The organism is Prevotella sp. 10(H), assembly GCF_000711235.1.
Classification (GTDB): Bacteria; Bacteroidota; Bacteroidia; order Bacteroidales; family Dysgonomonadaceae; genus Dysgonomonas.
Map to the genome: position 1 here is coordinate 109138 of NZ_JOMI01000002.1, position 12424 is coordinate 121561.

The window sequence follows — 12424 nt, forward strand, 5'->3', positions numbered from 1 at the left end:
ACCGATAGTTTTAGAAACTCAAAATTTGCGAATAGTTCCACATTGAGTGGAACTATTCAATCTTCTGTTGCAGATAAGACGGGAAGAGACTAAAATGAAAATATTAGATAATACATACATGGGGATAATTAAAATAAGACAAATAACAGATAAAGACCGTTTTGAAGTATATAATCTGATAAAAACCGCTTTTGAAACAGCGGATGTAAAAGGCGGCGACGAACAGGACTATGCCGAAGAATTGCGCGAAGGGAAGAATTATATTCCGCAACTGGACCTCGTTGCCGAAAAGGATGGTAAAATTGTAGGTCAGGTCATGTTTACAGAAACCTATATATCAGGACTAGATGGAAAAATGACAAAGGCTCTTTTGCTATCTCCGATTTCCGTCCTTTTGGAATATCGTTGTCAGGGAATAGGGGCGGCACTTATTCATGAGGGATTTAGATTAGCCGGTGAAATCGGATATAAGTCTGTATTCCTGTGTGGTGATCCTGCTTATTACCAACGTTTTGGCTTTAAGCGTACAACAGCATACGGAATAAGGCATGCATTGGGTTATCCTGAAGAAAATGTGATGTGCAGGGAGTTGGAAGAAGGAGTGTTAAATGGTATAAGAGGAACAGTAGATATATGTTGAAAATGAAAAAAATTAGAATGAATTTTAGAAAATAATCCTTAATAATTGAGTATTTTTGTGTTCATATTTCCAACACTATGATCACTTCCAAAAGATACTGGTTTCATATTATTGCCATTCTTACGGTAATAGTATGGGGAACGACTTTCGTTTCTACAAAAGTGCTGATCGAATACGGTCTGTCGCCGGTAGAGATATTTCTTTACCGTTTCTCTTTGGCATATGTGGGTATCTGGTTTTTCTGTACGCGAAAACTCTTTGCCGATAGTGTGAAGGATGAGTTTTTATGCCTTTTGGCCGGATTGTGCGGAGGGGCGTTCTACTTTGTTTTCGAAAATACGGCTCTGGGTATAACGTTGGCGTCGAATGTTTCGCTGATTGTATGCACATCGCCGTTATTCACGGCCTTGCTTAGTTTTCTCATTTACCGGAAAGAGAAAATGAAATCTACTCTTATTTTCGGTTCTCTCATTGCTCTTGTGGGGATGGCTCTTGTTGTCTTTAACGGAAGCTTTATTCTGCAAATAAATCCATTAGGTGATTTTCTTACTGTACTTGCCGCATTGTCGTGGGCGTTCTACGGAATTATACTAAAGCAACTGAATGGTAAATATTCTACATCATTTATTACGCGCAAAGTATTCTTTTACGGTATCGTCACGATGTTGCCGTTTCTTGCGATGGATTCGGCGACATTCACACCCTCGCTATTGACTGATCCTTTAATTTTGTCCAATTTACTATTTCTCGGATTGATTGCATCATTACTTTGCTTCGTCTCTTGGAACATGGCAGTAAAAGAGTTGGGTGTAGTGCAAACTTCAAATTATATTTATTTCGTGCCGTTAGTCACTTTGCTCACTTCTTCTATTGTTATCGATGAGCATATTACGCCTGTCGCCCTGCTTGGATCTGTGTTTATATTGTCTGGAGTGTATGTTGCTGAAAGAGGATTTAAGTTCAGATTGAAAAAAGCACAATAATCTATTATGGATAAATATAAAGAAATAATCGATAATCAGATAGGGCAGAACATGGGCACTAATCTTTTCCATGAGGACGGCTTTTCGCTTGAGTTTTCTAAAGAGTATTTGCAGGAGATAGAAGGCATAAAATATTTAGATAATTCATCTTTGGATTTATTGACAAACTATGCTGTTTCTAGATGCCTGGAAGAGTTTTATAGGATTAATCAATATTATAATTTTGATGATCGGGCAAAAGAAGAATTGAAAGAAATCTATGATAATCTCTTTATACGAATAAAAGAAAAATCCGTTCCTTATGAAGAAATATTCCGGCTACATTCTTCCAATCTGAAACGCTGGCTGGAAAAATCGAATACATTTGCCAAAGAAATATATAAAACAGAAGCTGAAATATTGGAACCTGTAGCATGTGCCGAGTACAGTGCCGATATGCAATTGGATATTCTGCAACTGGATATTTCAGTCCTTCATACTCCCGTTTTGGATATTGGTTGCGGAAAGGCTGCCAATCTGGTAAAGTATTTACGTGAAAATTGTATCGAGGCTTTCGGTATCGACCGTTTCCCGAATGATTCACCTTATATAGAAAATGCGAATTGGCTGGATTATGACTACGTAGTAAATAAATGGGGTGCTATTATAAGTAATCTCGGCTTTTCGAATCATTTCCGTCATCATCACCTGCGCGAAGACGGCAACTATATCGGCTATGCAAAAAAGTATATGCAAATTCTCTACTCGCTGAAAATCGACGGTTCTTTCCATTATGCGCCCAACCTGCCTTTTATTGAACAGTATCTGGATATTAATACTTATCGTATTGAGAAGAAAGATATCGGATGCAACGGATTATGCTCGGTAAAAGTCACACGCCTGATCTGAAAGAAAATATTTCGCAACCTTCCTGTAATTTTATTCCGAATTTTGTTATTATCTTTACTATAACTTAATAAAATTGAATAAAAAACTTAACGATATGACGAAAAAAGTAATAGCCGTGACTCTGGTAGCTGCCGTAACAAGTGTTGCTGTATATGCTTACGTTCAGAATAAGAAAAAGAAAAGACGCAGAAACTTGCCGCTAAATTTTATTTAATTGAGTTCGCTCACGTCTGCAATCCCATCCCGATTGAATAACACGCGGTATTTCCTGTAATATTCATCTTCATCTGAGGTACATTGTACAATAAAGTATAGTGAGTATACTTTATTGCCCTCGATACTCACATATCCGTTTTCTTCATCCGACATATATAGCGGTATAAACGGATTGTCCATCTTTTGTGTATAGTTCATCAGGCTGAAGCGTGTAATATCGTTTATGCCCGACAAGCGGTATTCCTTATATTTCTCCAAATCTTCACCCGACAGACTTACCCATTTTCGGTATAATACCACCTTTTCATCGTAGAATTGGTTTTCTGCTTCTACCAGTGGCGAACGAGCCCGTATGTTTTTTACCTCTTCCGGAATCTTACTTTCTTCAATAAAGTCGAACGCTTCTTTTACCCAGCCTATTTCCTGTTTACGGATACTGAGTTTATATTTCAGGTCGAAGTATTTTTTTCCTAATTTGGATGAGAAATAATAGCGCATCACTTCCTTTATCCTGTCTTTAAACATGTAGCTGAACACAAGTATCAGAAACAGGTCGGTTGTGAAATTGCCGAATCTCTGTGTAGCAAAGAAAGATATTACCGTAGCAAATATCATGGCTACGCCGGCGGCTATACTGTAGTAAAACTGTTCAGCCAGTGCCCCGTCTTTTTTCTTTAACGTTTGTAAGAAAAGGTCGCTTTCAACGAATTTTTTCAGAACATTACGTTGTGTGATAACGAGGCTATTATGTTTTTCATCGTTCTTTTTTATGAGTCTGAATCCCCGTTTCTTGCGGTGATGGATTTCGTCGTTTACAAGTTTATACAGACTTGGCTTTACTGTATCGAATACAGGCTTGTATTCCAACAAGCGCATTATCTGGAATGTGTATTGTTCTATGATATTCCCAAGGAAGTCATCCCCGAAAAGATAGTAATCACGTTGCTGATTTGTTATATCCGGCTTATTCAGCTCATCCCACATTTCGCGGTATCGCAGCGATATTTCCCGTACACTTCGTATATATTCCTCGACAAGGGAAATCGCTTTTTCTTCGCTATTCGTGTTTTTTACAATCAGTGCATGTCTACGCAAAGCGCTTTTTAGTATACACAGGAACATCTTTACCTGATACACAAAGCTTTCGGCCTTTACTTCATCCGTCGGGTCAACAGCCAGATTATCCAGCGCTTTTTGCAGACGGGGGAGAGGTCCTCTGCCGGTCTTTAGTATTTCTTCGAGAGAATAAACAGGAGTGATGAGGCGGATGTTTGTTTTTACATCGCGGTAAAAATCGGTTTTCTTATAAGTAGAGCGATTGATATCTAGGCTGTTGGGTATAAAAATCCATGTGTTGATTTTAAAATCATTCACTTCCCTTGTTTCCTTGCTGGTAATGAAGCCTATTTTAAATTCAAGGGCAAATTTGTCATGTATTTTTACTTCCGTATCAATCATCGGTTATTTCCAATTCTTATAAGGATATTTGACTAATGACGAATTATAATAGCGTTTATCTCCTGTCACTTCTTGCCCGAGCCATTCCGGCTTATCGAAATACTCTTCTTTATCGCCCAGTTCTATTTCGGCGACTATCAATCCTTCGTTCTCACCGGAGAATTCATCAACCTCGAATGTCCGTTTGCCGTTTTTTATATAGTGACGTACTTTATCGATGATTCCCGGCTCGCAGATCTTTATCAGTTCATTGGCTTCTTCCACAGGTATTTCTTTTTCCCATTCATAGCGGGAAATTCCTGCATCGTCGCCTATGCCTTTCACTGTAATATATGCTTTATCTCCTTTTATGCGGATACGCACCGTGCGTTCAGGTACCGAAGACAGAAAGCCTTGCACGATATGCTCCTGCGAATCGGCATATTGCTTAAAATCGCCTTTAACCAAAAATTTCCGTTCTATCTCCTGTGCCATACTATTATAAATGTCATATGCCAACGGGCAGAGTACCTGTCCTCCATCCCGTTGGCATATAATTGTATCTTGTTATTTTATTGAATAATCTGCTTAATCGCGCCCATATCAGGATAGAAAATCACTTTGATAGGTTGCTTGTTATTGTCGAACATTTTAGGTACAAGTACATCCTGCACACCGTATTGCACGATGTCGCATTCTTTCTGTACATAGTTTTGTCCGTTATAAGATATCTGCAGGCTGGCCTTATTCGGGATATTGTAAATTATTCCGGCCGAGAATTTCTTCTCCATTTCCTTTTCTTCTTTCGGAGTCAGAATCAAAGCCTCCCGCGGGTCTTTATTCTTAAGAGTTAACGTAACAGGCGCTCCTGAAAGGTCTCCCGCATCTACAATACCCAGTTTGGATGAAAAACGAAAAATAATTTTATTATTAATATCTTTTTCATCCGGAATAATTGTAAACTCTCTGGAATCTGTTTCTACACTTTCTGTTCCGGTAAACATGGCAGTCAGTGCTTTTTCCTGATCGTCCAGTTGTTGCATTACAAGTTTGTAAGCATTTCCGTCGGGTGGCATATTGTCAGCTTCACCTGTGAGAATATTATTGCGGCTTTCGCGCAGGCGGTATATTTGCTTGGCTATCAGTTCGGCTTGTTTTGCTGTAGAGCCCGCCCGTAATATCTCTTCCGATAGGAAGTTACGCGGATTAAGCAACTCTACTTTCGCTTCTTTTGCTCCGAGAGGAACTTCTTCTTTTGTGAAAGTATAGTCATCGTTAATGGCACAGATAAGCCCGTCTTTTGTCAGCGTAACAAAAGGCGCTGTTGTATTCGACCTGAATTCTACCAGATAAGATTTATCCTTGTCGACGATTCCTTTGGTGGTTGCATCTATTTTGTCTACCGTGTAAGTTGTCGTATTTTCGGTAATAGGGTTCGATATGCTCAGATAGCGTTCGGCATACTGGAAAAATTCTCCGGCCTTGCGGGTTTTCTTTGTATATTCTACTGTAACGATCAATGATGTTTTTGGCAATGAATAGGCAACACCGTAATCATTCCCTTTTACAGCGCTCATTTTTACCGTGTTTTGTGCTGAGGCGCAATTAATCCCGATAAAGAGGGATACCAACAAACTTATTTTATATTTCATAAGTCCTTCATTTAAAAATGTTAGAGTCACAAAGCTAATTATTTTTTGTGAAATACTGATAACGGAAACAGGTGCTTTGATATTCCTTAGTTTAAAAAGCTTATTAATAAAGAAATTACTAAGTTGAAAACATTCTATTTTTATTCATTTTGCCTGAATGTGAGACGAAGCAAAAATCAATTCTCTTGTTGTGCGTCAGCTTCCCGCGCATTAGTTGTGCAGCCGTTATCCGAACGGCGAAGTTGCCGTGAAATCAAATTTTGCCGATAGGCAAGTTTATTTTATTTAGGCAACAAGACGATTTCGGATAGGCGAACAACGAAGCGCTAGCCTTTTGGTTCGTTTTGGGCAATGCCAAAATGAACATTTATTTAGCCATTGCCCTAGCTTTCAAACCTGCCGGCATTTTTTCGATAGCGTAGCGCAGCGATGTACGTGGCATTACATCCTTTTTTGACATTACATAATCGAATACCTTATCCTGATAGGCCTGACTGGCAGCTTTCAGCATCCAGCCGTAACCTTTCTGTACCATGTCGTCCTTATCGAGTAGTAGGATATCGGCAATCTCAAAAATATCATTCAGGAATAATCCTTTACGTGCCGGAAGAATAAGAGTAACAGCAGCAGAGCGTTTTACCCAGCGGTTATCCGACAGGGCCCATTTCTTAAGCTCGGCAATGTATTCGGGATACATTTCTACGAATGTGCCGACGGCATGGTTGCAGAGAGTATCGCAGGATGCCCAGTTGGTGACATAATTTTTCACCCATCTGTCGAATACGGCAAAGTCGGCAGGCTCATATTGCTTATGCAGATATTCCGCCACTTTGCCCGCTATGAACGATTCTTCGAGGTAGCCCGATTGCCAGAGTTCTTCACATAAGCCGAATACTTCACTTTTTGGATAATCTTTTATCTGATTGTAAAGCTCTTTGCTCAGTTTGCTTACAGTCGTGGTTTTTACTCCGTATGGTTTTACTTCTTCTTTAAAGTAATTTTTACCTGAGTTCAAGGTCTTTTCATCGATATTATCAATCAATGTCTGACGAAGATCTTTAATTATCTCTTTCATATCTGTGTATTAGCGGTCGAATGTCAGCATTTCACCCCTGACGTTATTTACTACTCCGTTTTCAAAAGCGATTTTACCGTTCAGGAATGTTTTTTCTATTGTTGTCGACAGGGTTTCGCATTCCAGTGGCGACCATTTACATTTATAGAGGATGTTATCCTGCGTAATGGTATATGGTTTATTTGGATTTACCAGTACCAGATCGGCAAAATAACCCTGACGTATATATCCCCGTTTGTTAATATGGTACATGATAGCAGGTGCATGGCACATTTTGGTAACTACCTGTTCCTTTGTTATCTTTCCTTTCTTCGATAATTCGAGCATCATCTGTAGCGAATGCTGTACCAACGGGCCTCCCGATGCTGCTTTAAGCGCTCCGCCCAGTTTTTCTTCCAGTAAGTGCGGTGCATGGTCGGTAGCGATTACATCCAGTTTATTCTTAAGAAGGCCCTGCATCAATGCACCTCTGTCCTGCCTTGTTTTCACAGCTGGGTTCCATTTTATGCGCGAGCCGTATCTCGAATAGTCTTCATCTGAAAACCAAAGGTGATGCACGCAGACTTCCCCGGTAATTTTCTTCTCTGCCAGCGGTTTTATATCGAACAGGCTGACTTCTTTTTCTGTAGACAGATGCAGGATGTGCAGCCGTGTCTGATATTTATCTGCCAGTTCGACAGCCTCTGCCGAGGAACGGTAGCAAGCTTCGGCGCTCCGTATCAGCGGATGATACTGGATAGGTACATCCTCTCCGAACTGAGCCTTATATTTAGCCATATTGTGACGGATAATTTCTTCTTTCTCACAGTGTACGGCAATCAGCATATCCACTTCGGCAAAGATAGTCTGCAATACTTTCTTATCATCCACCAGCATGTCGCCCGTAGATGAACCCATAAATACTTTCACTCCGCAGACTTCTTTCGGATTCACTTTTTTCAGTTCGGCTATGTTTTCGTTTGTCGCACCCATATAGAAGGAATAGTTGGCAAACGATTTTTCTGCTCCCAGTTCGTACTTTTGTTCCAGTAACTCTATGGTTGTGGTCTGCGGCTTCGTATTCGGCATTTCCATGAAAGAGGTAACGCCTCCCGCAATAGCTGCGCGGCTTTCACTGGCTATGTCGCCTTTGTGGGTTAAACCCGGTTCGCGGAAGTGTACCTGATCGTCTATTACGCCGGGCAATAGCCACAGGTCTTTGGCATCGATTACCTGCGCTTTGTGGAGTATAGCCTCGGGTACTTCGTCTGTCTTGAATATCTCTGAAATTATATTGTTTTCAATCAACACGGAACCGATAAAAGAGATTCCTTCATTGATGATTGTCGCTCTGTGTATAAGTATCATAACTGATTATATAAATGATTTCATGCAAAGTTAGCAAAAAGAGTGTTGCAGTGTATATGAAATAAAAAAATCGTACAACCTTGCGATTGTACGATTCTCTTATTATTGGGATTTCAGTTTTTATTTGATATCGTTCAATAAACCTACTTTACCTTCATTTACAAGTTTAAGAATCAATTCACCGAACAATGTGTTCTGCCATGCAAACCATGAACGGGTGAAATTCTCAGGATTATTCTTGTTGAAAGATTCATGCATAAAACCTGTACCTGCATCCGTATTCATCAGCATTCTCACGCAAGACTGAATTTCTTCGTCGCTCTGGCTGGTAAATGCTTTCATCATGATGCTCATAGGCCATACCATATCGTAACCGATGTGCGGGCCTCCGATACCTTCGCCGGCCGTGCCTCTGAAGAAATACGGATTATCCAGACTCCATACGAAATTGCGGGTACTCTGATAGATAGGGTCTTTTACATCCACATCGCACAGGTAAGCCAGTGACAGAAGGCTCGGTGCATTGGCATCGTCCATCAGGTACTGGTTGCCGAATCCATCTACTTCGAATGCGTATATCTTACCATATTTAGGATGATCGTTGATCGCATATTTCTTCAATGCGGCATCTACTTCCTGAGCAAGGTCTGTACATTGCTTAGCCATTGCTGTGTTCTTGTTTACTGTAGTCAGTATTTCTGCTGCTTTCTTCAATACCGATACGGCAAAGAAATTAGACGGCACAAGGAACTGGAATGTAGTGGCATCATCGGAAGGACGGAAACAAGATACGATAAGTCCGACAGGATTCACAGGATTTCCCCATCCGTCGTTGTTCATTGTATCCAGCTGGCGTTCTGTTTTACGTTGAAACTTATAAGGTCCAAGGTTTTCCTTGCGTTGTTGTTCTTTGAATGTCTGCAATATCAAAGTCATTGCCTGCAACCACTCTTCATCGAATATAGAGGTGTCGCCTGTGGTTTTCCAGTAATGATATGCCAGACGGATAGGATAGCAAAGCGAGTCGATTTCCCATTTACGTTCGTGCAGTTCAGGCTTCATGTCTGTAAGGTCGGACATCCACTGATGATCGGGATTAGGATCGTGCGGATCGAGGAATGCGTTTGCATACGGATCGATAATGATGCATTTAAACTGGCGGCGGATTGTTCCTGCAAGCATCGCTTTCAGTTCTTTATCCTTGTTAGCCAGCTGGACATATGGCCAAACCTGTGCACCGGAGTCGCGCAGCCACATCGCATGAATATCACCTGTGTATACTACAGTATCGTCCTTTCCATCGGTTTTTCTGTAACGCACTGTTGTGTCCAGTGTGTTCGGGAAACAGTTTTCGAACATCCATGCCAGCTTGGCATTTTTCAATAACTTCTTGATGCGTACGATTTCACTTTCAACAGCCTTAGAGGTGAAGAAACGTTTCGATTTGTCAGGACGGTTAGTCTTTGTGTAGTCTACCGGCGGCGTAATAGCCGTATTATCCTGTGCAAATGTCAGGTTGTCGTTCGATAAAGGATTATCAGCCTTTACCTCGTTGACAAAGAATGTGGAACCGAGCACAAACAGGCCCAGTATTCCTTTTCTCAGATTGCTTTTTGTGTACATACTTTTTACTTTTTCTTATTTTCTTAAGGGTCTTATTTCTTCAGTTCGTTAGAGAAAGAATAAGGGAAATCGCTTTCTTTATTACCTCTGTTCTCGTTAGCTACAGGCGACATCTGGAAATTGATATTACCGCCTTTCATAAATACATCGTGTGTCAGATAGTTCTTGGTATGATTTTTACCGTTGACTGTCATCGATTGTATATATCTGTTGGCTTTATTGTTATTAGGCGCAGTGATAACCACTTTCTTGCCGTTTTCCATATTCAGTGTTACTTTCTTGAATAACGGCGATCCTAAGATATATTCGTTGGTTCCCGGACATACAGGATAGAATCCCATAGCAGAGAATACATACCATGCCGAAGTCTGTCCGTTGTCTTCGTCACCGCAATAACCGTCAGGATTGGCAGTATATAGCTTATCCATTACTTCGCGGTTCCAGTACTGTGCTTTCCACGGCTGGCCCGAATAGTTGTACATATATATCATATGTTGTATCGGCTGATTACCATGTGCATAATTACCCATATTCATAATCTGCATTTCGCGGATTTCGTGGATTACACCGCCATAGTAGCTGTCGTCATACAATGGCGGTACGCTAAATACCGAGTCCATCATCTGGTTGAAGCCTGCTTTACCTCCCATCAGGTCGATAAGCCCCTGCGGATCGTGGAATACAGACCATGTATAGTGCCAGCTGTTACCTTCGGTGAATGCATCTCCCCACTTCAACGGGTTGAACGGGGACTGGAATTTACCATCCTGATTTTTACCACGCATCAGTTTGTGTTCCGGGTCATAAAGGTTTTTATAATTCATCGCACGTTTAGCGAAAATATCTATTTCGCTGGCAGGTTTACCGAGTTTCTTGCCGAACTGATAGATACACCAGTCGTCATATGCATATTCGAGAGTACGCGCTGCATTTTCATTGATTTTCACATCGTAAGGAACATACCCTAGCTTGTTATAATATTCCCAGCCAAGGCGTCCTGTAGAACTCACAGTAGGATGTACGGCATTGGCTCCGTGTACAACAGCCTGCCAAAGTGTTTCCGCATCGTATCCGCGCAGCCCTTTCAGATAAGCGTCAGCTACAACAGATGCCGAGTTGTTACCCACCATACAGCCACGGTGACCCGGACTCGCCCATTCAGGCAGGAATCCGCTTTCTTTATACGTATTTACCAGACCTTCCTGCATCTTTACATTCATATCCGGATACATCAGGTTCAGGAATGGGAACAGGCAGCGGAATGTATCCCAGAAACCTGTATCTGTAAACATATATCCCGGAAGAACTTCCCCGTTATACGGGCTATAGTGAACTGTTTTACCCTGTGCGTCTATTTCAAAGAATGAGCGAGGGAAAAGTACCGAACGGTAAAGACAAGAATAAAATGTGCGCAGATTGTCGATATTATCGTCTTCAACTACAATTCGTCCGAGTACTTTGTTCCATTGATCTTTACCTTTTTCTACGATTTGATCGAAAGAATTGCTTCCCAGTTCTTTCAGGTTCGACTCAGCCTGCTCAGGGCTAATAAATGAAGAAGCTACACGCGCATGTACTTTCTCGCCTTTCTTTGTTGCAAAACCGATAATACCGCCCGCATGGTTATCTTTTGATTCAAGTCCGCCTTCGGTGATATTACCACCGGCAACAGATGCTTTATAAGTAAACGGCTTGTCGAAAACCACAACAAAATAGTTTTTGAAATTTTCAGGAACTCCGCCACTGTTACGTGTTGTATAACCGATTATTTTATTTTCAGACGGGATAATCTTAACATACGACCCTCTGTCGAATGCATCTACTACCACATAAGAATTATCGTTCTCAGGGAAAGTGAAGCGAAACATCACGGCGCGTTCGGTCGGAGCCAATTCGGTTACCACATCATGGTCGGCCAGATAAACCTTATAATAATATGGTTTTGCTATCTCCGCCTTATGAGAGAACCAGCTGGCGCGCTCGTCCTGGTCGAACATGGCTTTGCCTGTTACCGGCATAATGGCAAATTGTCCGTAGTCGTTGATCCACGGGCTCGGCTGATGTGTCTGCTTAAATCCGCGTATTTTATCTGCATCGTATGTATAAGCCCATCCATCGCCCATTTTGCCTGTTTGCGGCATCCAGAAGTTCATACCCCAAGGCATGGCTATGGCAGGATATGTGTTTCCTGTAGAGAGGGAAAATTTTGATTGGGTGCCCACCAGAGGGCTCACGTAGTCGACAAGTTGCGGCTTTTGGGCATTTACCGTAACCAGTACGCTGAGAATAGTTAGGAATAATAATCCTATTTTTTTCATTTTTCTTGTTGTTTTTAAATTAATGATCAGGTATTTTGGGTGTATTTTCAATTTATTCTTTTAACAAATGCAGTATTCTTTACAAAAAGTACTGTCTCAGGAACTCATCTTTAATTTTTCCGTCCGCGAATATAACAAGCAATTTCTTCTTATGCAACCTCGATGTAAATCGTTCTTGATTAGCAAATATTTAACCGAAACGGATTACAATAAGTATGCTTGAGCGGGAATGGCAGGATAATAAA

Annotated in this window: 10 protein-coding genes; 3 read left to right on the forward strand and 7 right to left on the reverse strand. The window is 41.1% G+C overall.

The window, feature by feature from the left end; translation table 11 throughout:
• Positions 1-94 precede the first annotated feature (94 nt).
• From K348_RS0103890 to K348_RS18730, 3 genes are all read left to right on the forward strand, one after another.
• A complete protein-coding gene (locus K348_RS0103890) occupies positions 95-640 on the forward strand; it encodes a GNAT family N-acetyltransferase (RefSeq protein ID WP_231496743.1) in 546 nt (181 codons plus the stop codon).
• Between the two features lie 77 nt (positions 641-717).
• Complete coding sequence (locus tag K348_RS0103895; RefSeq protein ID WP_029903126.1) at positions 718-1623, forward strand: DMT family transporter; 906 nt, start codon at positions 718-720, stop codon at positions 1621-1623.
• Between the two features lie 6 nt (positions 1624-1629).
• Entirely contained in the window at positions 1630-2511 is an 882-nt protein-coding gene (locus tag K348_RS18730; RefSeq protein ID WP_051697610.1) for a hypothetical protein, read from the forward strand.
• A 210-nt stretch (positions 2512-2721) separates the two neighbouring features.
• Here K348_RS18730 and K348_RS0103910 read toward each other — a convergent pair whose 3' ends face one another.
• From K348_RS0103910 to K348_RS0103940, 7 genes are all read right to left on the reverse strand, one after another.
• A complete protein-coding gene (locus K348_RS0103910; RefSeq protein WP_029903130.1) occupies positions 2722-4185 on the reverse strand; it encodes a hypothetical protein in 1464 nt (487 codons plus the stop codon).
• Between the two features lie 3 nt (positions 4186-4188).
• Positions 4189-4659 carry a CYTH domain-containing protein gene (locus K348_RS0103915; RefSeq protein ID WP_029903132.1) on the reverse strand — a complete coding sequence of 157 codons (471 nt, stop codon included), beginning with the start codon at positions 4657-4659 and terminating at the stop codon, positions 4189-4191.
• Positions 4660-4736: 77 nt separating this feature from the next.
• Positions 4737-5816, reverse strand: coding sequence for a DUF4831 family protein (locus K348_RS0103920; RefSeq protein WP_029903134.1), 1080 nt, complete (start codon positions 5814-5816; stop codon positions 4737-4739).
• Between the two features lie 367 nt (positions 5817-6183).
• Positions 6184-6891 (reverse strand): DNA alkylation repair protein, encoded by a 708-nt coding sequence (locus K348_RS0103925; protein WP_029903137.1) that lies wholly within the window; start codon positions 6889-6891, stop codon positions 6184-6186.
• A gap of 9 nt (positions 6892-6900) precedes the next feature.
• Entirely contained in the window at positions 6901-8238 is a 1338-nt protein-coding gene (locus K348_RS0103930; protein WP_029903139.1) for a dihydroorotase, read from the reverse strand.
• A 120-nt stretch (positions 8239-8358) separates the two neighbouring features.
• Positions 8359-9861: a glycoside hydrolase family 125 protein gene (locus K348_RS0103935; RefSeq protein ID WP_029903140.1), complete on the reverse strand. Its 1503-nt coding sequence runs from the start codon at positions 9859-9861 to the stop codon at positions 8359-8361.
• A gap of 32 nt (positions 9862-9893) precedes the next feature.
• A complete protein-coding gene (locus K348_RS0103940; RefSeq protein ID WP_029903143.1) occupies positions 9894-12179 on the reverse strand; it encodes a GH92 family glycosyl hydrolase in 2286 nt (761 codons plus the stop codon).
• Between the last annotated feature and the right edge of the window lie 245 nt (positions 12180-12424).

Bases quoted from the DNA above. Each gene is read 5' to 3' on its own strand.
- K348_RS0103890 (WP_231496743.1), top strand. From the start codon at position 95: ATGAAAATATTAGATAATACATACATGGGGATAATTAAAATAAGACAA.
- K348_RS0103895 (WP_029903126.1), top strand. From the start codon at position 718: ATGATCACTTCCAAAAGATACTGGTTTCATATTATTGCCATTCTTACG.
- K348_RS18730 (WP_051697610.1), top strand. From the start codon at position 1,630: ATGGATAAATATAAAGAAATAATCGATAATCAGATAGGGCAGAACATG.
- K348_RS0103910 (WP_029903130.1), bottom strand. From the start codon at position 4,185: ATGATTGATACGGAAGTAAAAATACATGACAAATTTGCCCTTGAATTT.
- K348_RS0103915 (WP_029903132.1), bottom strand. From the start codon at position 4,659: ATGGCACAGGAGATAGAACGGAAATTTTTGGTTAAAGGCGATTTTAAG.
- K348_RS0103920 (WP_029903134.1), bottom strand. From the start codon at position 5,816: ATGAAATATAAAATAAGTTTGTTGGTATCCCTCTTTATCGGGATTAAT.
- K348_RS0103925 (WP_029903137.1), bottom strand. From the start codon at position 6,891: ATGAAAGAGATAATTAAAGATCTTCGTCAGACATTGATTGATAATATC.
- K348_RS0103930 (WP_029903139.1), bottom strand. From the start codon at position 8,238: ATGATACTTATACACAGAGCGACAATCATCAATGAAGGAATCTCTTTT.
- K348_RS0103935 (WP_029903140.1), bottom strand. From the start codon at position 9,861: ATGTACACAAAAAGCAATCTGAGAAAAGGAATACTGGGCCTGTTTGTG.
- K348_RS0103940 (WP_029903143.1), bottom strand. From the start codon at position 12,179: ATGAAAAAAATAGGATTATTATTCCTAACTATTCTCAGCGTACTGGTT.